Origin of the sequence: Paenibacillus sp. ov031, from assembly GCF_900143165.1 — a bacterium.
In the GTDB taxonomy this organism is placed as follows: Bacteria; Bacillota; Bacilli; order Paenibacillales; family Paenibacillaceae; genus Paenibacillus; species Paenibacillus marchantiae.
Genome location: NZ_FRDO01000001.1, coordinates 843,178 through 866,398, shown reverse-complemented (window position 1 = coordinate 866,398; position 23,221 = coordinate 843,178). Strand labels below are relative to the sequence as shown.

At 46.1% G+C, this 23,221-nt stretch carries 18 protein-coding genes and 1 other annotated feature; of the genes, 2 read left to right on the top strand and 16 right to left on the bottom strand.

The features are described from left to right. Positions 1-102: 102 nt before the first annotated feature. The 6 genes from BUA17_RS03865 to uvrA all read right to left on the bottom strand — a co-directional run bounded on the left by BUA17_RS03865 (position 103) and on the right by uvrA (position 11,672). On the bottom strand, positions 103-2,742 hold the full coding sequence (locus BUA17_RS03865; RefSeq protein ID WP_072732659.1) for a PAS domain S-box protein: 2,640 nt from the start codon (positions 2,740-2,742) through the stop codon (positions 103-105). Between the two features lie 200 nt (positions 2,743-2,942). Continuing rightward, positions 2,943-5,327: a polyprenyl synthetase family protein gene (locus BUA17_RS03860; RefSeq protein WP_072732658.1), complete on the bottom strand. Its 2,385-nt coding sequence runs from the start codon at positions 5,325-5,327 to the stop codon at positions 2,943-2,945. Positions 5,328-5,516: 189 nt separating this feature from the next. Beyond that, positions 5,517-6,314: a sulfite exporter TauE/SafE family protein gene (locus BUA17_RS03855; protein ID WP_072732657.1), complete on the bottom strand. Its 798-nt coding sequence runs from the start codon at positions 6,312-6,314 to the stop codon at positions 5,517-5,519. A 474-nt stretch (positions 6,315-6,788) separates the two neighbouring features. Then, entirely contained in the window at positions 6,789-7,544 is a 756-nt protein-coding gene (locus BUA17_RS03850; protein ID WP_063563536.1) for an SDR family NAD(P)-dependent oxidoreductase, read from the bottom strand. A gap of 66 nt (positions 7,545-7,610) precedes the next feature. After that, entirely contained in the window at positions 7,611-9,140 is a 1,530-nt protein-coding gene (locus tag BUA17_RS03845) for an MDR family MFS transporter (protein ID WP_063563535.1), read from the bottom strand. Positions 9,141-9,167: 27 nt separating this feature from the next. Continuing rightward, entirely contained in the window at positions 9,168-11,672 is a 2,505-nt protein-coding gene (gene uvrA, locus BUA17_RS03840) for an excinuclease ABC subunit UvrA (RefSeq protein WP_072732656.1), read from the bottom strand. 209 nt (positions 11,673-11,881) lie between these two features. Here uvrA and BUA17_RS03835 point away from each other — a divergent pair, with 209 nt between their 5' ends. Beyond that, positions 11,882-12,319, top strand: a complete 438-nt coding sequence (locus BUA17_RS03835; protein WP_170867822.1) for a MarR family winged helix-turn-helix transcriptional regulator — start codon at positions 11,882-11,884, stop codon at positions 12,317-12,319. 144 nt (positions 12,320-12,463) lie between these two features. Here the strand turns inward: BUA17_RS03835 and BUA17_RS03830 are convergent, their stop codons facing one another. Next, positions 12,464-12,940, bottom strand: coding sequence for a DUF6376 family protein (locus BUA17_RS03830; protein ID WP_072732655.1), 477 nt, complete (start codon positions 12,938-12,940; stop codon positions 12,464-12,466). 141 nt (positions 12,941-13,081) lie between these two features. Here BUA17_RS03830 and BUA17_RS03825 point away from each other — a divergent pair, with 141 nt between their 5' ends. Beyond that, a complete protein-coding gene (locus BUA17_RS03825; protein ID WP_063563531.1) occupies positions 13,082-14,050 on the top strand; it encodes a bile acid:sodium symporter family protein in 969 nt (322 codons plus the stop codon). A gap of 82 nt (positions 14,051-14,132) precedes the next feature. Here the strand turns inward: BUA17_RS03825 and BUA17_RS03820 are convergent, their stop codons facing one another. From BUA17_RS03820 to galU, 9 genes are all read right to left on the bottom strand, one after another. Beyond that, the gene (locus tag BUA17_RS03820) at positions 14,133-14,393 is read right to left on the bottom strand and encodes a hypothetical protein (RefSeq protein ID WP_244552064.1); all 261 of its coding nucleotides are present in this window, start codon (positions 14,391-14,393) and stop codon (positions 14,133-14,135) included. Positions 14,394-14,673: 280 nt separating this feature from the next. Beyond that, positions 14,674-15,345 carry an SGNH/GDSL hydrolase family protein gene (locus BUA17_RS03815; RefSeq protein WP_072732654.1) on the bottom strand — a complete coding sequence of 224 codons (672 nt, stop codon included), beginning with the start codon at positions 15,343-15,345 and terminating at the stop codon, positions 14,674-14,676. A 203-nt stretch (positions 15,346-15,548) separates the two neighbouring features. Next, complete coding sequence (locus BUA17_RS03810; RefSeq protein ID WP_072732653.1) at positions 15,549-16,565, bottom strand: sugar kinase; 1,017 nt, start codon at positions 16,563-16,565, stop codon at positions 15,549-15,551. Beyond that, positions 16,558-17,310 (bottom strand): 2-dehydro-3-deoxy-phosphogluconate aldolase, encoded by a 753-nt coding sequence (locus tag BUA17_RS03805; protein WP_072732652.1) that lies wholly within the window; start codon positions 17,308-17,310, stop codon positions 16,558-16,560. Before BUA17_RS03805 ends, BUA17_RS03810 begins: the two co-directional genes overlap by 8 nt. Further along, entirely contained in the window at positions 17,303-18,415 is a 1,113-nt protein-coding gene (locus tag BUA17_RS03800) for a DgaE family pyridoxal phosphate-dependent ammonia lyase (protein WP_072732651.1), read from the bottom strand. Before BUA17_RS03800 ends, BUA17_RS03805 begins: the two co-directional genes overlap by 8 nt. Then, positions 18,393-19,493 (bottom strand): amidohydrolase/deacetylase family metallohydrolase, encoded by a 1,101-nt coding sequence (locus BUA17_RS03795; protein WP_072732650.1) that lies wholly within the window; start codon positions 19,491-19,493, stop codon positions 18,393-18,395. Before BUA17_RS03795 ends, BUA17_RS03800 begins: the two co-directional genes overlap by 23 nt. 187 nt (positions 19,494-19,680) lie before the next feature. After that, entirely contained in the window at positions 19,681-20,766 is a 1,086-nt protein-coding gene (gene asd, locus BUA17_RS03790) for an aspartate-semialdehyde dehydrogenase (protein WP_072732649.1), read from the bottom strand. 118 nt (positions 20,767-20,884) lie between these two features. Then, positions 20,885-21,162: a binding site (T-box leader), on the bottom strand. Between the two features lie 191 nt (positions 21,163-21,353). Continuing rightward, positions 21,354-22,199 (bottom strand): class I SAM-dependent methyltransferase, encoded by an 846-nt coding sequence (locus tag BUA17_RS03785; protein WP_063563526.1) that lies wholly within the window; start codon positions 22,197-22,199, stop codon positions 21,354-21,356. Between the two features lie 149 nt (positions 22,200-22,348). Continuing rightward, on the bottom strand, positions 22,349-23,221 hold the full coding sequence (gene galU / locus BUA17_RS03780) for a UTP--glucose-1-phosphate uridylyltransferase GalU (RefSeq protein WP_072732648.1): 873 nt from the start codon (positions 23,219-23,221) through the stop codon (positions 22,349-22,351).

Below are 23,221 nucleotides of genomic sequence, written 5' to 3'. Positions count from 1 at the left end.
CATTCCCGGAATGGGACAATAGCAAAAAGGCCGTTAACTTATCCATGGATAAGTTAGCGGCTCCATTGCCAATCAAGAATCCGTTCCTACGGAATGTTGAATTCAATTGTAAGTAGTGGGATATTTCTTTATTTTGTAGAATTCCTCCATCACTTGCATAATGGATTCACTTTTAATTGGTTTGCTTACATACGCATCCATTCCAGCCTTCAGACATTTGTCCATATCCCCACGAACTGCGTTCGCAGTAACCGCAACAATATAAGGGCATGCCTCTGGCCGCATTAATTCCTTAATGGCTTTGGTCGCTTCGAATCCATTCAGTCGAGGCATGTGCACATCCATAAACACAATATCGTACGCACTTCTTTTGACAGCTTCCACTGCCTCTATTCCATTCACTACATAATCGACAAGATGTCCCTTCTTCTCAATCATCCGACGCAGAACAAGCTGGTTCACCTCATTGTCCTCGGCAATTAGAATTCGAAGTTGATCTGTTTTATTCTTTTTCTGTTGTAAATCGTATCTGTTGAATTCCTCCATGTTGCTGGCTTTAAACGACACCGTAAACATAAATGTAGTCCCCGGATCGTCGGACTCTTCAATCCAAATATCACCGTGCATAAGCTCTACAAGCTTCTTGCTGATGGCCAGTCCAAGTCCAGTACCTTGAGGCTTGCGCGTCATGAAATTCTCCAATTGGTAGAAGGCTTCGAATAAATGCTTTCTTTTCTCCACTGGAATTCCAATCCCTGTATCCTTCACCTTGAACTGAAATTGAACGTCATTGTATTCTTGTCCGGTAACCTTCACCTCGATCTCAATACTGCCTTCCGGGGTGAACTTTACTGCATTACCAATAATGTTGGTTAGGACCTGTTTTAGACGGTAAGCATCTCCGAACAAAGGAACAGGAATGGCGTCATCCAGGCTTAAACGAAGATCCAACTGTTTCTCCCGAATCATTGGCGTTACGATATTAACCGTTTCTGTCACAATTTCCTTAAGATCAAAGGGCTCATCCACCAGATCGGTTTTACCCGACTCTATTTTGGAAAAGTCCAGAATATCATTGATAATCGCAAGCAACGAATCCCCACTTTTTTGGATGATTTCAATGTATTCCTTTTGTTCTCCGCTAAGACCAGGCGTATCCAGAAGCAAATCCGTCATCCCAATCACGCCGTTCATAGGTGTACGGATCTCATGGCTCATCATCGCCAAAAACTCACTTTTGGCCTTATTCATTCGTTCGGCAGTCTCTTTGGCTACAAGAAGCTTTTTCTGTTCTGTTATATCTTTGGCAATGAGGTAGAACCCTACGTTTTTCTCATTAATAATGATTGGCGCAAGCGTTGCCAAAACTTCTGTCTCTGAACCATTTACGTGCTGAACGGCATTGATTTCTTTTTCAGCCATCTCATACTGGCTATTGAGAATCAACCCTAGATGGTAAGGTCCGATAAACCGACAGATACTTGTTCCAATCATCTCCACAACCGGGCATCCAGTCATTTTCATAGCTACCGGGTTGGCATTTATGATATTGCCGTCCATATCAAAAGAAATGATGGCATCATGATTATATTTTTTGAGTGAAGTATAACGTTCCACCGATTCCTGAAGTTTGAATTCGACGAGTTTACGCTCCGTAATATCCTGCAAAGTTCCGTTCAGCTGAATCGGTTGTTGATGCTCATTAAAAGTAACTAACCCTCGCAGATGAATATACTTTTCTTTACCAGCCGAGCCCAAATGCCGATATTCAAAATCAAGCGGTTGGCCTGTTTTCACCCATTCAATACAGTCCTTCAACCGCTGCTCCTCCGCCTGTTCCATGAATGCAAAGATATCGCTAGCCATATACTGCTTGTTGTTATCAATTTCAAACATCTCGTATATCTGATCGGACATGGAAACATGGCCACTCAGCATGTTCCACTCCCAACTGCCGATCATGGCTATCCGTTCAGCCTCTGCACTAATTTCCTCATGTTTCTTTCTCTCCGATATATCGCGACCAATGGCAAGGATTTGTTGTTCTTGTCCAGGCTCCCCGATAACCTTATAGGTGGTCTCAAACCAAAGAGAATGCCCATCTTTATGGCGAGCCTGCAGATTCAACATATGACCTGTGCTCAAATCGATTTGCGAGACACGTTCCAGGTCCTGCGAGTGGAAAACAGCGGTATTGTTCTTGCCCACCACCTCTTCTGGTGAATAACCAAGCAGATTATAAATGGAAGGAGAACAATAGCGACAAATCCCGTCAATGGTCGCAATATAGATGATTTCTTGTGCATTATCAGAAATAAGTTTGAACATTTCTTCCGTTTGAAGCAGTTTTAGTTCGGTTGTTTTATGATCCGTAATATCTACAACGTGGCAAATAAAATACAACGGTTCACCGCTGACCTCGTTTCGAGCCAATGATATATGCAGCGATATCCATAAAATATCTCCATTTTTCTGAATATAACGCTTTTCGTATTTGTACTCACTCAATTTACCTTCACACAGTTCGCGCTCGTACATCAGATCCTGTGCTAAATCATCGGGATGGGTGATCTCCTGGTAATGAAGATGGATTAATTCTTGAGCTGTATAACCCAGCATACTGCAAAAAGCAGGATTCACTTTCATCCACTGTCCTGTTGGAGCAACAAGTGCAATCCCAATAGGTGCTTGATTATAAATCTGCTCAAACAATTCGTGATGATCGACCTTTTGAACCTGCATCTTAAGCTCTCCTTTTGGTGTATAAACACAATATTTGCTTAATACCCGAATTTTTAATTGTTGAAACATCTCATTTTCTAAACGTTTGTGTCATTAAAGCAGAATAGACCTGGATTCTATTCGCATGGAATCCAGGCAACTTTGTTTCATTTCATATAAACCATGTTGAACATGGGAATGGGTTTTAGTCAGAAACGATTTTACCGCTCCCGTCCAATGATGTAATCCAACAGATGTCTTAGAAAAGAAATCGGCTTCGGCATTTCGTTCAGCGCATCGGTTGCGAGACAATAGTGCTCCCACATCTCTTTCTTCGCGCCATCTTCACCCAGAATGGATACAAAGGTTGAGCTGTTGTTCCGTACATCCTGACCTGCCGGCTTACCGAGTACCCGATGATCCCCTTCCAGGTCCAGCAGGTCATCCTTAATTTGAAAGGCGATACCCGCATGATACGCAAACTTCTTTAAGGAGGCAATCTCCATTTCCTTCACCTGAGCCAGAATGGCTGGCATCACAAGTGCAGCCTCGAAAGCAATACCTGTTTTGTAGAAACAGATCATGTTCAATTGTTCCAGGGTCAATGCTTTGCCTTTGGCATTCAGATCCATCGCCTGTCCCATACACATATCTTCTGCTTTTTCAGCGGAATATTGAATCAGGGTAAGCACGGTTGCGGCATCAAACTGATTGAGGGAAGATTGCTCGCCAATGGCTTTTTGAATGAGAAATAAACCTGTCAATTCTGCTGTTGCGCTGTTATGCACCTGATGTAAGGTAGAGCGCCCCCGCCTGGTCGAAGCATTATCCTGGGTAGGCAGATCATCAAAGATCAGTGAAGCCGTATGCATGTATTCCAGTGATCTTAGAAGAGGAATGATAGATGATTCATGCAGACCATATTCACGCACACCCATCACCCAGGTCAGGATCGGCCTTAGCCGTTTTCCATCTCCTTGTAAACTGTAATTCGCTGCATCAATAAGTGTGCCTTTCATCTCCGGAAGTCCACCCGGCTTGGATATCTGCAATTCAATATTGATCTGTTCACGAACCGTGCGAATCGTATCCAGAAAATCCTGTTTTTCCTGCTTGTCATTCTGCAATTGAAGGATGACCTGATCCCGCAGCAATTTATCCAGGAAATCCACATCATCGGCTTTTCGCACCATTTGCTGAATGAGGCGATTGAATTCAGGTTGTCCGGAGGCAAAGATGTTCATCACTTCGTTGTATTGTTCTTGACCCAAACGCTCTCTACAACGCTTAAGACCATTAATAGCCCGATCCAGTATGACCTCCCGGGTCTTCGCATCTGAATGGTACACCTCATGAATCAGATAAGAGATAACCGCCCAGTATAGTTCATACGGATTGATCAGATCGGGCCGCAGGTCACGATACTTCAGATAGTAAGTATAAGGAGTTACTGCCTCCTCCTCCATATCGTCAAACATATCAGCGAAATCGTCCGCGAGCTGATTATAAATGCCATAGTAGAATGTCCGCAGATCAAAACCTTCATCCGCAGATGCACTGAGCACGGAACGAACAATGAGTCTGGAGGATGAGGATTTAATAATGATTGGAATATAAAGTTCTTCATTAGAATAATTCGCGTTCGATAGTTTCTTGGCACGGTCTATTTCCTGAGATTGAAAGAATACATAGGATTGCTCGAAGAATGTGCGCTGCGTCTCAGGGCGCTGGTAGTTCTTGATATACTCGAACGCATCACGCAGCTCGGCATGAACATATTGAATGACTTTGAGATTGTCTCCCTTCCATTCGCCGATATCCGGCACAATCCCGGTGAGAAGCGCATTGCGAATTAAGAGAGAATACTGTTCCTTCTCTTGCGCAGTCAACACCTGCGAATCAAGTAGGTCATCAATAAATGGATAGGTCAATCCGTAAGAATAACCGAGCCTAATCGCAGCGTCCAGCCTCTCGGAACGTTCTACCTGGGGAGTCTCATCATTCATATCATCGTTCACATGCAGAACAACACCAAGAATGATCTTGAGCAGCTTGCGCTGTGCCTGTTCTGCATCCAGTTCTTTGGGAATATTGGAAGCAACATTTTTCAATTTGCTGATGACCCAGATAACAGCTGTTTCCACGTTCTCCTTCTGGGCCCAGCGATACAAAGCGGCCAGACTGATATAATCCGGGCTTCCCTTGCGGTGGGTTGTATTTGAACGCATAAAATACGCTTTGGTATCCTGAGCGACACGCTGAATGCGTGCTTGGGTATCCAAGGAGTCCAGGGCTTTGCCCAGATCTCGCATATAAATGTAAGAAATACTGCGATCCAAGTAATCATCCAGTTTGCCTGTAACATTAAGCCAATGGATATATCTATGAGCATCCCGGGAATCCGGTTTTCTTTGACTTGGTGATAAAAAAGATAACCAGGAAAAAGGTTGAATATGTTTTTTTTGCCACAAGTGAATATCTTGCGTAAGTGCAGTGGTATACGTGTTATTCAGAAGTTGTTCATGAAGAGAAGTAAAATACTGAGCTGCCTTCTGCTCAGCCAACCGATATCCTGCATCAGCCTGATCTGTGAGTACGTTATTCATAGGATGGATACCTCAACTTCTCATAATGTTAAACATGTATCCATGAAAGGAGTTTGAGGGTGCTCCATGGACGAAAACTGATGTGAATTCATGCAACAACAAATTCGCCAGCTCATGTTCATAACCTTTATACGGCATTCCATCCGTTTGGTTACGAAATCGTCATGGACGCTTCAATCCTATGTGGTTTTACAAAATCGAAGACCATACCTTCACTGCTGTAATGGCGATAAGAACCATCAGTCCGTACCTAAGAAGTCTCACATTAATCATTGAACTCACTTTGGAACCAAGTGAAGCACCAAGCAGACTCCCGATAACCGTATAAATGATGGGCTCCAACGGAATGTCCCCACCCAGAATTTTTCCCACCACCCCACCAATGGCGGAGATGAATACAATCGCAAGCGAAGAAGCAATGGTAGTCCGGGTAGGGATCTTAAGCACGGTGAGCATGATCGGAATCAATATAAAAGCACCACCCGCACCAACAATTCCCGAGACGATCCCTACGGCAAGAGCTGCTCCTGCCGCAACATATGTGTTAAATGTCACCTGTTCAGCCGAGCCTTCTGTTCCCTTACCCGGAATCAGCATAAGTACAATCGCGATAATGGCCAGAATGCCATAGATCAGATTGATGACTTCTCCATTCAGGTGACCGGATATGAAGCCGCCAATCAGGCTGCCGACCAGAATACTGGAGCCCATGTAAGCCACCAGACCTTTATGAATGAGAACTTCGCTCTTTTTCCCGTTCCCTGTTCTTCTAATGTAGGCAATCACACCAGCGAGCGAGGCAAAAAACACCTGAAACATGCTGATCGACGACACCTCATGTGCCGAGAATGGTTCCAGCCCCATGAGAGAAGGTACATACAACAACAGCGGGTAATTAATTATGGCTCCACCTATACCCAACAAACCGGAGAAGAAGGAACCGACCAGACCCAGTATAAACATGATGACAAAAAGCAGAGTATCCATCGGTTTTTCTTCCTTTCTTGCGGTGTAAAAAATGATGCAAAAAACAGTATACGCAGTTAAAATAATCGGCTATAATAAAAACCAAGTAAATTAATCCGAAATGAGTGATTAAGCATGTTTAACGTGTTGAAGACTCTTTTTGAAAATAAATGCCCGCAGTGCAACGAAAAATTACAAGTTCACAGTGATGCGTTATGCGCTACAAAAACATGCTCCCAATGTCACTACAAAGAAGAGAGCTATGGCTCTCTCGGTGTGCGTATTGTCTATGACACCACAAAATGATAAAAGACGCATGCCTGCTTATTGTATCATGATCTCTGAACTCCCGGGATGACTATATAGAATTATTTTCATAATAAATACTCTTCTTATATTGATTGCAAAAAAAACGGTGCAGAACGATTTATTCGTTCTGCACCGTTTTTTCTTTTATTTTTCAGAGACGGACTGCACTACCTTACTGCTCAAATCTTATTTTGTTTTGAAGCTGAGGAATCCATCATCTACCGCAACCGTTGTACCATTCACTGCACTGGCAGCGTCACTGAACAGGAAGGCTACAACACTCGCAACTTTCTCCGGTTGAATGAGCTCTCCGCGCATATGTTGGGTGGCAAGCGCATCTTTCATCGCTCTGTCATCACCCAAAATCGGTGTCTCAATAAAGCCTGGCGCTACACCAACCACACGAATGCCATGCTCGGCAAGTTCCAAAGCACCGGATTTGGACATCATCACGACAGCTGCCTTGGCTGCATTGTAGTTAAAGCTTCCCACCGCAGCAATACTTCCATAGATCGAAGCTGTATTTACGATGGTGCCTTGTACATTCAGTTCAACCATTTTTTTGGCGCCATAATACATGCCGTAATACACACTGTGTTGGTCAACATCGATTACTCTGTGATAGGATTCCGGGTCCATCTCCAGAAATGGCTTCACAAGTCCAATGCCCGCGTTGTTGAAAATACCGCTCAATGTTCCGTATTTCTCTACGGTCCAGTCGATCAGGGCTTTGATCTCGTCTCCTTTAGACACGTCCACTTTGTATGCTCCGGCTGTGCCACCACCTGCTTCAATCTCAGATGCAAGCTTTTTGGCACCCTCTTCGTTATAGTCTGCTACAACAATCGTTGCACCCAGATCCGAAAGCTGAAGCGCTGTTTCTTTACCAATACCACTCGCTCCGCCGGTGATAATGATTACTTTTCCATTTTGTTCAGACATAACGTAGGTCTCCTTTGATAAGAACATATTGTCATATCGTGCACACAAATCCATTACATAGTCTTGCTAGTGTGAAGCTAAATATTCATCTGACTCGGATGCAGGGTCAAATTTTTCCTTACTCATAAACCAAGCAGCCAATAGAGCAATAACGGCCGGAATGATGGCCCAGGCAAACGTATGAACGATGGATGAGGACAATGCTTCTGTAATCTTATCCAACATTGGCGCAGGAATATCAGCACGAGTGTCCGGTTTTAGGACTAAGCTAGGATCACTCAGATTCACGCCACCACCCTGCTCACTACCATTACTATTTCCAAAGAAGGAAACCAATTTACTTGCAAATACGTGACTCTGTACGATACCAAATACCGTAATTCCCAACGTCATACCGAGTTCCCTATTGAAGTTAAGGGTTGAGCTGGCAGAACCGCGCTGTCTTGCTGAGAAACCGTGAATGGCTGCATTGCTCAATACAGAGAACGAAGACCCAATGCCCAGACCAACCAGAATCATGAAAATGGTCACCATAAATCGGGAGGAATCCGTCGTTAACGTTGTCAGCAAGGCGATACCAATGACCAGCAGCGCAAGTGTGGGTAACATGATGGAGCGGTATCTGAGCTTGGTAAGCATGGCTCCTCCACCCGCAGCTGTTACAACTGATCCAAGCATCATCGGCAGCAGAACCAGACCGGAGTTGGTAGCTGATCCACCAAGTACGCCCTGAATATAAATGGGGATATAGATGGAAGCTGTAATAAAGGCTGCACCGCTAAATATAGCCATTAGATTGCTGGTGGAGTACAGCCGGTTTTTGAACATGCTGAATGTAATAATTGGTTCTGCCACACGCCGCTCTATGAACACAAATGCAGTTATCAGCACGGCGAACGAGGCAAACAAACCCACGATCATACTGGAATTCCAGGCATATTCCTTGCCTCCAAGTTCAAGTGCAAACATGAGACACACGATGGAAGCTACCAGTGTGAATGCGCCAAAATAGTCAATTTTCTGTTTGGAATGCTCTACGGATTCTTTATAGAAGAATGCAATCATGACAAAGGCGATCAGACCAAGTGGCAGGTTGATATAGAAAATCCAGGACCAATGAATGTAATCAGTGAGATAGGCTCCGAGAAGTGGTCCGAAAATACTGGATAAACCAAAGACTGCACCAAATAGTCCCCCCACTTTACCCCGTTTGTCTGCGGGAACGACATCGAACATAATGGTAAATGCGATCGGCATCAACGCTCCGCCGCCGATTCCTTGAATCGCACGATAAATGCTGAGCTGAATGATAGAATCCGCTGTCCCGCACAATGCAGAACCAATCATAAATACAATGATTCCAAAAATGAAAAATCGCTTGCGGCCATACATATCCGATAGTTTACCGAAGATCGGCATACCCGCCATCTCCGCAACCATATAGGCAGAGGTGACCCACATTAATTTATCAAATCCGCCAAGATCACCCACAATGGTACCAATTGCAGTGGCTACGATGGTGTTATCCATCGAAGCCATGAGAATGGCAAGCAGCAAGCCTGCAAGAATAACGCCTAATTTATTGCTTTTTACCATGATTATTTTTCCCCTTATCCATTCTGATTAAAGCCCCTCGGCTAATATACGCTTCAAAAATTGTCCTGTATGGGAGGCTCTGACCTCCGCCACCTGCTCCGGCGTGCCTTCGGCTACTAGCTCACCACCCGCTGCGCCACCTTCTGGGCCAATGTCAATAACCCAATCGGATTCCCGAATCAATTCCAGACTGTGCTCTACAACGACAACGGTATTCCCCGACTCAACCAGCTTATCCAGCAAAATATGGAGTTGCTTGATGTCTGACGGATGAAGGCCGGTTGTTGGCTCATCCAATAGATAGAGCGTGTGTTTTTTGGTCTTTTTACTCAGCTCTTTTGCCAGCCTGATCCGTTGACCCTCACCGCCTGACAATGTTTTGACGGATTGCCCCCATTGGAGATAACCAAGTCCAACTTCACACAACATCTCGACGAGATCGGCGATTTTGGTCTGACTTTTCAGGACAGGCAGACTTTCGGCTACTGACATATTCAGTACATCGGATATCGAGAATCCTTCGTATTGAACCTGTAACACCTCATCCATGAATCGTCTGCCCTTACAGTCATGACAAGTTACCTCCAGATCAGGCAGGAAGTTCATGTCCACAGACAACACTCCCAGGCCTTGACAGGTTTCACAGCGCCCTCCGGGTGTATTGAACGAGAAATGCTTCGCAGTAAGCTTTCGTGCCTTGGCATCTGGCAAACCAGCGAACAGTTGGCGCAGGTGCGTAAATACATCTGTGTAGGTGGCAACATTCGACCGTTGCATTCTGCCCATTGGCGTTTGGTCAAAAATAACGATATCACCTACGTTCTCCAACCCTGTTATCTCTTCACAACCTGATGGTTTCTGAAGTGATTCCATTCCCTGTGCGAGGATATCAAATACAAGCGTAGATTTGCCGGACCCTGAAACACCCGTTACGGAGATCAGCGTGCCTAATGGAAAAGATACAACCGGAATATCAATGTTGCGCAAATGCGCTCCCCGAATGGCAAGATGCTGCCCCGTACCTGTTCTTCGGTTATAAGAAGGACTAGCCACAGATTCATTTCTCAGATAAGCTCCCGTAACCGAAAGCTCACTTGCCATTAAATCCTCCAGGCTCCCTTCACCAACAACCATCCCTCCATTGACTCCAGCACCAGGTCCAATGTCGATCACATGATCAGCAGCACGCATCATCTCAATATCGTGTTCAATGACGAGGATCGTATTGCCCAGATCACGAAGCTCCTGAAGTACGCGAATCAGGCCAATGGTATCTTTCGGATGAAGCCCTGTCGTCGGTTCGTCCAGAATATACAATACGCCCGTTAAACCAGAGCCTAGAAGCGATGCAAGTCGTAATCGCTGAGCTTCACCACCAGATAAAGTTACGGTCTGACGATCCATGGAGAGATAGCCAAGTCCAACATCCATAATGCGTTTCAACTTGGTGGGCAGATCATGAAGGATTGGATCAAGCAGGTGATGTGCCTCGGGTGAGATCACTTCTTGTAGGCCTACCGTCCATTCCAGCACTTTACTGAATGACCAGTTGGTTACGTCGGAGATGGATGCGCCAGCTACGCTTACCAAAAGAATTTCTTTTCTCAAACGAGCACCCTGACATTCAGGACACTGCTGTTGATGAAAAAAACGTCCGTCTTTTTCCGTTCCGCCACCTTCTCCTTCCTTTTCTTTATATCGTCTCCACAATCCGGGGATCACACCTTCGAACTTGGTTCCCTGAATGGGCTTGATATTAGGGTAATGCTGCTTAAACGCTTCGCTCTCGACGCCGTAGTACAGCAAATCGCGCTCGATTTCACCAAGGTCCTTCAATGGACGATCCGGATCGAATCCGAATCCAAAATGCTGTCCAGCTGCAACCAGAATTCGGATCTGGATATCCCGATGCACACCATTTAACGAAGCAACACCTCCATCCCGCACACTAAGCTCAGGATTGAATACAGCCGCTTCGTTGATTGATGCCACATGACCAAGCCCACTACATACATCACAAGCACCCTCCGGTTTGTTGAACGAAAAGTGTGACATGCCCAACTTCTCAAGCACGGCATTGCAATGTGGACAATGTATAGTCTGATGACCCATGTATTCGTCTTCCTCGGTTAAATGACCAGCCGCTTCCCACGATGGTGATATGGTGCCATTACAGGATGGACATATACGCTCCCCAAGTCTGGAAAAAATGAAACGAACGTAAGTGTAAATGTCTGTCACTGTTCCTACTGTTGAGCGTGGATTCCGATTAGTAATGTGCTGTCCTACGCTGATGGATGGAGAAAGACCTGTGATGGACTCCACTTTCGGTTTGCTGATCGAATCCGATGTTAATCCCATCGATTCCATGTATTGTCTCTGGCATTCTCGCTGAAGGGTATCCATTGCCAGCGTGGATTTGCCGGAGCCGGACGGTCCCGTTAGAACCACCAACTTATACTTCGGAATCGAAAGTGAAATATTCTTTAGGTTGTTCTCCCGTGCTCCTTTAATCATCATTGTTTCTCTCAAAATCGATCGTCCCCTTTGCAAATAAGTACAGAGTTCGTTAAAATAAGTTGAAATTAATCATACGTTAATCTAGTATCTCCAAAATTTATTATCTTGTTAATCTAATATCTTGATAATCAAGATATATGTCATCTTAAGAGGAGGGTTATCTTTTGTCAAGAGAACATCAACAACAACCTACCGAATTACAGGAGAATTTTACGTTGCGAATGCGGAGCCTGGGTACCCGAACCGTTTTATATCAGCAGCATGTGGCTGCCTCTTTGGGCTTGTACAATAACGATTTCATATCCGTGGATATCCTGCGCGAGAAGGGGCCAATCACTGCAGGTGAACTGTCAAAACTTACCGGTCTGGCCACCGGAAGTGTTACGACATTAATTGACAGGCTTGAGAAGAACGGCTTTGTCCGTCGAGAAAATGACCCCAATGACCGCCGTAAAGTCATCATTGTGCCTTTGTACGAAAACAAGGAAGAGGTCAGCAGCACCTACCTCACCCTTCATGCAGCTATGGTTAATCTGGCTTCCACATACACAGAGGAAGAGCTGGAGCTTATTACAGGGTTCCTAAGTAAAGCAGGAAATGTTCTGGATGGACAGATTGAAGATCTAAGCTCCAAAATCCGTGGCAAATCATCATCGTGATCCATGTTTATATTTTGTAAAAAATGTGAGTTATATTAGAAAAACAAAAAGGACGATATCCGCAAGTGATCAAAATCACTCCGGTATATCGTCCTTTTTGGGGATGAAGCCGCTTTATACTCAAGGCATTTCCTGGTTTAAATCTTAATTGGCCTCGATTCCAAGACCGCTTAACGGATCTTTTAAACCATTAATATTGGTGATCAATTCAGGAATACCTGTCTTCTCCCAGTTTTCTGCCGTAAAACCCTGCTCTGCAAGCGTGTTCTCAAATTGACCCACAACTTCGGTTAATTGATTGTTGTAACTGACCAGATTTTCATGAATGCTTTCCCCTATCGCTGGTGCTGTCAGCTGAGAGAATTCGCTGGCTTCTGCCTGAATTTGATCTATTTTCTCCTGGACCTGAGTTGTTATTTCAGGGTTACTCACCGCTCCTGATGCGAGTTCTTGCAGATCGGCTCCGGCGTTCGATACTTGCTCTATATAATCAGTAGCCCCACTAACGTAATTCAAACTTTGATTCGCTTGTTCTACAACGGAACAGGCCGATATCACAAGAATACTTGACGCAATGAGGCCTGCCATCATCAATGTATGCTTTCTTTTCCGTTTAATCATGACCATCTCCCCTTCTTCATATTGAAGTGTTTCTTCCAGATTTATGATAACTGCTCCGTATGCTTCATTGCAAATGGGTCTACATTCAGCGTTATTAACATGTATAATAAAGGAATCATACGGTAAAGGGATGTCATGAATATGCTTCAGGCCTTAAATGTACGCTTGAACCGCATCATGCCACTGATTACTCCAATCAGCATTATTATTGGCGTTCTTTGCGGGAGTCTTCTTTCTTCTTATACCTTTTTGTCGCCATGGCTTTTTGCATTCATGACGTTTGCGGGAAGCATCAGTCTCGGGATACGGGATTTTGTGAACGTGCTGAAGAAGCCTTTTCCACTGTTCGTTTGTCTGTTTATTCTGCACCTGGCGATGCCTCTGATTGCTCTTGGCATGGGTCACCTGGTCTTCCCAACGGATGCCTACACGATAACGGGCCTTGTTCTGGCTGCCGTTATTCCGACAGGTGTGAGCAGCTTTATCTGGGTCAGTATCTATCGGGGCAATATCGCTCTGACGCTGTCGATTATCCTGATTGACACCATGCTTGCTCCTTTCGTGGTACCCGGCGTATTATCCTTGCTGATTGGCACTAGCGTATCGTTGGATATAGCAGCCATGATGAGCAGTCTGTTCTGGATGATCGTTGTTCCCTCCTTGCTCGGGATGCTTTTGAATGAATGGACCAAAGGGGCCATTGTTCCAGTCTGGGGGCCTAGACTGAATCCGTTCTCCAAATTGTTCATGGCAGCGGTTGTCGCGATTAATGGCTCTGTTGTTGCGCCCTATTTAGCTGACTTTAACTGGCAGCTCGCTGGTCTAGCAGCAATCATTATTTTTCTGGCCTCATTTGGCTATGCTCTAAGTTACTTCGTTGCCCGATTACTCGGTTGGAATGAAGCCGATCAAGTCGCACTTGTATTCAACGGAGGCATGCGCAATATTAGTGCGGGAGCGGTGCTTGCCGTATCGTATTTCCCTCCACCGGTTGCCGTCCCGGTTGTACTCGGCATGGTATTCCAGCAGATGTTGGCCTCGCTTGCAGGATATCTGCTTGGCCGCCGCTCGCAGACTCTTCACAATGCTGATAAGACGTCCGCAGCCTAGTACAAAATAAACAAATCAAAAACGCCGACAGTATTGTCGGCGTTTTTTTGATTAAACTTTATCAAGCTACGTATTCATAAACCTAGTAATCCGAGAGCGAAATTCCAGTTCCAATGATAAGTACGAACACTAGAATATACACAACAATTCCGATCGCTGCCCACAGCAACGATGCTTTGGCATAATTGGCTTTCGAAGGATTGGAATCTCCAAATGCCCATACAAACAACATAATAATGTTTACAAGCGGAATCATCATAAGGAACAACGTGAGCATCCAACTACCGAAACTTACTGGCTGTGGTCCTGGCTTATGTACTCTTTGACTAGACACTTCTGACATAATATTTCTTCCTCCTTTCTCCTTCATTTCAATTGCTACCTGCTAAGACAATCTACTTCTACTTTATAAATAAAAGTTTGCCGTTAATAAAAATACCGGAAATCTCATGAATTTACAATGTAATATTTACCATATTAGTTTCAACATAAATTTTTTATAATATATCCTGATTCTGTATAACACAAAGGACCTGCAATAAGTGACACTTATGATTAAAGTGCCTACCCTGCAGATCCCCATTCACTCTATTTCTCTTTTCCTCACACTAATTCACAAGGTATCATAACGATTTCAAAAAGCCCACGATTCTGGAGGCAATTCTTTCATGTCCGGCCTGGTTGGGATGGAGCCCATCCGGTACACCGTTATCACCTGTAAAGTATAAATCTTTGTGCACAGGCAGCAATGGCTGGATTCCAGCAATGTTCCACAGATCGCAGACCGGGATGGAGTATAACGACGCGACCTCTCTAATCGCAGCGACATAGTCACTGTATATCCGTCTGGTTACCGTATTAGGCAGGTCTTCTGGGACAGCTTCACTTGATCCATGGGGCGGAGTAAGAAACACGATCAGCTTGGTTGGATAGCGCTGGATCAACTCTTCTGCTATATGTTTAAGCGCCCCATAAAAGGTATCCTTTGAATTGAGCGAAGTACTGATATCGCCAAATGCCGTCATACCACTGGAGAAGTCATTTCTTCCGCCCATGAAAAAGATAACATCCGCTTCCGCGTGCATCTGCCCAATGCGATTACACATCGGTTCAAACCCTCCGTCCGCCACACTGCTTCCGGAAATGCCATGATTCTCATAGGATTGAAATCCCAATGCGCTGCAAACCAGCTCCGGATACGGATGTTCCCCTTCCTGAAGTCCATATCCGAAAGTTATGCTGTCTCCCAGAAAAACAGCCTTTTGCCCTTCATAGGATGATGATTGTGACGACATGAGCAGATCCCTTCTTCCCTTGTAACAGATATGTATAGTAACGATGTCATCCAAATACCGAAGCAAAACGGCCTTTCCAGCCTTTCATCGTTCGCTACACTATTGTAACAAAAGTTTTCGTGCCACACGATACCGAGACAATCTTAATAGAGAAGAAGATCAGCATCTATCGCTCTACGTTCCAGGCATTCTCCACTAAAATATTACCTTGTTACATCACGCACGGTGCTGTTCCTCGCCTGGATGATGTCTCCAGTGGAAGCCATTGGTGTATCACCTGCTACGGTATGCGCCAGCATTCCGGCTGTCGCAGCAAAAGAGATTGTCTCCGCTGGCATCCACCCCTCCAGTTCACCATACATGATGCCGCTCGCAAACGCATCGCCCGCGCCGATCCGGTCATAAACAGAAAAGGTCAGCGGCTCGGAATAAGCGAACACCCCTTCCTTGAACATATAGCCCTGTAGGCAGTGTCGGTTATCGCTGTATATGGTACGATGCGTTCCAGCAAGGGTACGCACGCCATACCGTTCGGCAACCAGGGGAATGAGCTCAGTCAGTTGCTCTTCCCTTTGTACTTTGTCCGTATTTAACCCCAGAATATGAAGAGCATCCCGCTCATTCATCAGGACGATATCTGACAAATGCAACATTTCCTCATAATGCGGCTTCGCCATGGCATAACCCTGATCCCCCCATAAAGCAGGACGATAATTACAATCAAAAACAACTGTGCCGCCTTGTTCTTTGACCGCCTGTGCCAATTGTTTCATCGCCAGTCTCACCGAATCATTCATCGCCAGCGTGATTCCGCAGAAATGAATAGCGTCCATGCCTGATGCAACTGTCGCAAAGGGATACGTGCCTTCAGGCGCAATATTAAAGCTGCTCTCCATCCGGTTAGAGTAAGTCACCCGTCCAGGTCTGGCCCCATAACCATTCTCCAGAAAGTACATCCCGATATACTGCCCTCCGCGACGCACATATTCGGTGCTCAGGCCCAGTCCGCGCAAATAGGATTCGGCGGCATCACCCAACGGATTGACCGGAAGCCTCGACACCAGCAGGCCTGCATATCCGTAACGTGTCATCGCCGATACTACATTGACCCCACTGCCCGAAAAGGAGTATTTCAGCCGATTACTCTGAATCAACAGATCATGTCCCGGAACTTCAAGTCGCATCATGACTTCGCCAAAAGCCCCTACGCGTTTAACCATACTTCTTCGCCAGCGACTTCATTGATGCATATAACGACTGCACATCACTTACAATGGTCAGACCCTCCTGATCAATAATGGAGGAATACACATGTGGAATAACCTGCGGAACCCCCGCCTCCAGTGCGATTTCGAGAATGGCTTCAAAATTATCCATATCGATGCCACCGGTAGGCTCCAACGCAAAGTCCGCTTCTGCACACGCTTTCGCTACCGCTCGCAGTTCATCTTCCCTTTTTAGCCCCTGCATCGGGAAGTACTTCAGTGCATTGCCACCCATATCCCGTACCAATGCAATGGCCGCGTGTACAGGCACCACGGCAAGCTTGGATTGGGCAGCACTCACTGGACCCGTCGAAATATTGACAAAGCCCGGCTGACCAGTCGGGGAGACGAGGCTGTTAATCCAGCTGTCCCGGTCTCCGAGATTCGCTCGGGTTGCGCCGACTGCCGGAAATACCTGATTGATATGACTGCCCGGAAAATGCTTTACGATTTCGGCGACGACAGCAGCCTGTCGATTGTCTCCGGCACCTAGTCCAATTGAAACGGCATTGTCAATTTCCCGCCCATAGGCTTCCATCGCTTCCACCGCTTCAGCCACAGTGGCATAATCCTTGGAAAGAACGCCAACCAGAACATGGCCCTCAGCCGCATCAAAAACCTCTTTTGCATTCGTAATGTCCTTGGCGAGCACATTCAAAGCCACCCGATTGTTATAAAATCGTTTTGCAATCTCAGACATTTCCTTCTCCTCCTGTCAATTGTCGAATTCGATCTTCAATGACCCGCATGTCATCCCCCATCAACGGACGGGGATCGATATCGAAATAACCTTGCCTTACGCCATAATCACGAGTATAAATGGCGATAGGACCGCCTTTCAGCTCCTCATTAAGCTGTTTGGCACTGATCCCCACCTTCGCTTCGTCGACCTGGATGCGCCCCCTGTAAATCGCTCGGCCCGCTTCGTCCTGGACAATCGATACCTGAATCCCGGCTATCTGATTGAGTGACATTAACTCCTGCAAGGAAGCCCTTTCCTGCTCACTATGGTCAGCTTTGACTGCATATTCATCCAAAGCCTGAAGCAGGCCAAACGTCGTTTCTTTACCTACTTTCATGCTGCGCCCGATCCCGTGAAGCTGAACCTTCAACCATTCGATATAGGTTCGTTTACCTGCCACAATGCCGGAAGTTGGGCCTTCAATGGCCTTGGAGCCGCTGTATATGGCTAAATCCGAATACTTCACATATTTGTGCAGGTCCTCTTCCGCAGCCGCATCGACAATGAGGGGTACCTCACACTTCTGGGCAACCTGCCAGGCTTCCTCTATGGAAATCATGTTTTTCTGTACCGCATGATGGGATTTGACGTATAGGATCGCAGCCGTTTTGTCTGAAACCGCATCCGCGATATGCTCCGCCCGACCTTCATTGGCATATCCGGCTTCGATCAGCTTCCCACCACCAAGGTAAACCATCGTCTCCACGGGTGCTCCGTATTGAACATTGTGGCCTTTCAGCATAACAATTTCATTGTTCGAAATGACTTCCTGATGTAGCTTCAAACTTGCGTGGCGGTTGCCCTTTGTTACCATGGCAGCTACGGCGAGCGCGATGCCACTAGAAGCGGAATTGACAACAACGGCCGCTTCGGCACCGATTAGACGGGATACATAGTCCCCTGATTTGTCTACAAGATCTGCGATCTCCACATAACTCTGCCCGCCTTGCTTCATGGCATCCATGACTGTGTCCGTCGGTGCAGATACGCCGAGGATACTCATCCGCCCGCTGGCGTTGATAACACGTTTCAGTCCATATTTAACATTCAATGAATTGGTCACCCACAATCACTCCTTTTACTTCAATTTGACGGCTGCCTATCTTATTTACTCCCTCGGAGTCCACAAGCGTTACAGGCTTGTCTACTACTTGGAAAAGAGTCAAATTGGCTTCATCACCTGCTTGAATCCTCCCCAGCTGCGGTCTGCCCAGCCACTCTGCTGCCCGTACGGTCACCCGATCTATCGTCTCGTTCAACGAGTAGCCAAGGGCCAGAAACTTACTTAACAGATTAGCCATGCTGTAGACCGGACCGTTCAGACGATTGCCCCTGTAAATATCCGTACTGATCGTATCCGGGTCAATGCCATGCTTCTTGGCAGCTTCTGCAACCTGAAATGAAAAACTCGCAGTCCCATGTCCCACATCCAAATGCACACCGCGCTTGATGGCATCGTTCAATACATCCAGCGGCGCGCCTCTATCATCGAACAAATTATTGTTTTTTCCATTCAAATAGTGAGTGACCACATCACCACCCTGTAAGAGCAGCATGACCTCACGAATATCAGGTGGGGCTGATCCAATGTGAACCATAAGCGGCAGGCCTGTTTCCTGCGAAAACTCTCTTGCCAAATACAGCGGCCGCAGTCCGCTTTTGCCAACCACACTCCCACTGATTCTTGCTTTTAATCCCACGATGAATTCAGAATATGCCCGGGTAGCCTGTAACAGCTTGTCCCGATCAATCCAGTCCAGATTCGACAATTCGTCAGTACGCAGTAAGCCGAGGCAAGATATGTTCAAAAAGGCAAACACCCGTGTAGCCGCCTTATGAGTGCTTATCGCCAGATCGCCAATTCGATCAGCACCGCAGCTGCCTGCGTCCACAATCGTAGTAACGCCCTGTTTTACACCGATTTCATCAATGTCGTCCCCGTAAGGATCAAACTCTGGAAAAGCATGCACATGCATGTCGATCCATCCGCTGGATATGTAAGCTCCAGGCGATTCCCATATCCGATCTCCGGTTGCCGTTCCACCAGGAGCGAATTTCACAATCCTGCCTTCATTGATAACCACATCCACCTCTTCACCACTTGTAAGACGGACTCGACGCAATACCAGCTGACCGTCCATCACAATCCCCTTCCTGTTCTGGAATATTGGATTCACGTGTTCCTGCTTTATATGTATTGATATGAAAATACCCCTCTGTTCAACAAAAATAAATTCATCTTCCCAGATGCTCATACTCTTGTCTACTAAAAGGGGTAGCCTGTCAGTAATATTCTATTACTTTTATTCCTATTTCCACAATGCCTGTTTATTTCGGCTGAATATATCCTTCAGCTTTGAGCAATTCAGCGATCAGAACAGCACCGCCTGCTGCTCCGCGCAGCGTGTTGTGAGACAGTCCTACAAACTTGTAATCATATAGGGAGTCTTCGCGCAGTCTGCCCGTTGAAACGCCCATACCGCGCTCGATGTCACGATCCAGCTTCGTTTGTGGTCTGTTCTCTTCTTCAAAATACGTAATGAACTGTTTCGGTGCGCTTGGCAGACCCAGTTCTTGCGGACGACCTTTGAATTGCAGCCAACGGTCCAGAATTTCTTCTTTGGATGGTTTTTTCTCAAAGGATACAAATACTGTCGCCAGGTGACCATCTGTTACCGGTACACGGATACATTGTGTTGTAATTAATGGTGAGGACGCTTTTACAATCTCATTATTTTGAATGCTTCCCCAGATGCGCAGCGGCTCCTGTTCACTTTTCTCTTCCTCGCCACCGATGTATGGAATCACGTTATCCAGCATTTCCGGCCAGTCGGTAAAGTTTTTACCTGCGCCTGAGATCGCTTGGTATGTGGAAGCCACCACTTGAGTTGGATTGAACTCGCGCAACGCGTGAAGTGCAGGTACATAGCTCTGAATCGAGCAGTTTGGTTTAACTGCGATGAATCCGGTTTTGGTTCCGAGACGTTTGCGTTGAGTTTCAATCACGTCCAGATGTCCTGGGTTAATTTCCGGAATAACCATGGGTACATCCGCTGTCCAGCGGTGAGCCGAGTTGTTGGAAACAACCGGAGTTCCCGTTTTGGCATAAGCCTCTTCGAGCGCTTGAATTTCATTCTTTTTCATATCTACAGCACAGAATATAAAATCAACCTGGCTTGCAAAAGCTTCCACTTGGGAAGCATCCTGCACAACGATGTTTTTCACTGCTTCCGGGATCGCAGCAGCGAGCTTCCATCTGCCTTGTACGGATTCTTCGTATGTTTTGCCTGCCGAGTTAGCACTTGCTGAAATAGCCGTTACTTCAAACCATGGGTGTTCATTGAGCAGATCCACAAAACGCTGACCTACCATCCCCGTTCCTCCGACGATACCGACTTTCAATTTTGCTGACATAAAATCATCATTTCCTTTCGGTGTGAGTTTCCCCTTATTAAACACTATTCAGGCATTTCCAAAGCGTGTAGCTAACATCCCGGAAAAAACCAAAAAATCCCATCCCCAAGACAAAAGTCTCAGGGACGAGATTGTTACACTCGTGGTACCACCCAGATTCGCCAATATGTCGCCATACCAGCCTCTTCGAGTTAAGGATAACTGCATTCAATTATGCCGCATCCGCATATACTCTCGCTCTGTAACAGGAGCTCCTGTCACACCATCCCTCAAGCCTTAAAGTTCCGATGTGCTGCTCTGAGTCTTTATTCAATAAAAAATTCTTTACCCCTTTTCAGCTGCCGGAGCTCTCTGTAAAAGAAACCTTTTATCTACTCATCTCTTCGTCGCATTTGATATTGCGATTATAATATCAAAATTACCATCGTGAAGTAAACACATTTTTTTAGATAATGGAATTTATACGTTTTCAGCGGAGCTGAACAATTCAATTATCGCAAGAAAAACTTCAGCAAAACGCGGTCTGTCTTCTGTGAAAGTACGTCGATAGACGTTTTTCTTATAAATTACTGCAAATGGCTATTTCTTTACTGCTTTTTGGCAACAATCGCATACGTTCCCAGTGGGCTCTCAGGCCCCGAGGCATGATGTGTCCTAAGTAATTTCAGTTCGGAAAGAAGAAGTGTTTTTACCTTATTCGGAATCGGAAGCATCTGCAGTTCCATAGGCGCTTCTGCCAGTGTCATTTCGGTTTCCCAGCGACCGTCCTGCAGCTCGGGAGAATGGATCGAAATCTCTTCCTTAATCGTCCAGCCCGCCGCAGAGACAAGCTCTTGAATATCCTCCGGTGTAAAAAGCGTGCGCACATTGGAGAAGCTGTTCTCCTTGTAACATTCGACCTGGGACTGAATCAGAACGGATAACCAATGTGAGAGCTGGCTCACATCTGTAACTCGTGCATCCCATTCGGCGAAACATAACTGATGCCCCCACTTTCTAACCTTGCTAAGAATCTGGGCGAGTTCGTCAAATGATTTCAAGTACCACGAACAATGGGAAAGTACAATCACATCAAACTCATTTTCGCCGAATTGGGCCTGATCACTTAGAATGTCAAAATCATAATCCATTCGAATTCGGTCACCCAGCGGAGATTTCCGCAGTTTGGCTGCCGCTTCACCTACGGTCAGTGGTGCACCATAATCCTCTGGTGCAATGTCTACACCATGAACATACCCGTGCTCCCCCACCAGATGTGCAAGCACGGCCGTTGTATCTCCCTGACCACAACCGATTTCCAGAACGCGGCTGCCTTCCCGGATCCCCCAAAAGAGTCCCAGTTTCATCCGATGCTCGGTCTGAATGTATTGAATGGCGGCATTGTCCTCCACGTCCATATACTTAATAAGGTCACTGATGATAGCCTCACTCATGATTCCTCACTCCTCAAAGAGCAACTTGAACTTCTTGCTCATTGTATCGTGACAGTCACCATTGTACAATGCTGGAGTCTATGCCAGAACCATGACACAGAGGAGACTCCGTCCTACAGCAGATCTAAACTTCTGCTACATATCAATCCCTATCCCCACTGCGTTGCAAGCTTCTGAAGATATGGTGTCAGCATGGGCTGTAATTCCTTACGCATCAGTCCGATCTCCAAGATCGCCTGAATATATCCAAACTGATCACCAATATCGTAGCGACGCCCCTCCAGCTCAAGGGCCAGCAGCTCTTCCACCTGGCTTACTTCTTTCAGCGCATCCGTTAGCTGATATTCCCCTCCAGCCCCTCTCTCGATTTGATCGAGAATTGGAAAGATGGAAGGTTTCAGAATGTATCGTCCCATCACGGCTGTTCGGGAGGGTGCTTCTGCCATTGAAGGTTTTTCTACCAGATTGGTAATTCGGTGAACCCGATCCTCTGCGCCCTGTGAATCGATAATTCCGTATTTACTCACGTCAGCATCCTGCACTTGCCGTACGCCGACAATCTGGCTGCCTGTCTTTTCATATAAATGAATCATCTGTGCGAGCGCCGGAGGATCAGACACCATAATATCATCTCCAAGCAGTACGGCGAACGGATCATCTCCCACAAACTGACGAGCACACCCAATCGCATGGCCCAATCCAAGCGGTTCTTTTTGACGGATAAAATGAATACTCGCCATTTCGCTGATCGCTTGCACTTCTTCCAATAGAGCTTGCTTGCCTTTGGCATACAGGGAATGCTCCAATTCAACCGATTTGTCAAAATGATCCTCGATTGATTTTTTATTGCGTCCGGTTACGATAATGATATTTTCAATGCCCGATTGTACCGCTTCTTCCACAATGTATTGGATGGCTGGTTTGTCCACTATCGGCAGCATTTCTTTGGGTTGAGCCTTGGTTGCTGGCAAAAATCGGGTGCCAAGCCCCGCTGCCGGAATGACTGCTTTTTTAATTCTCAT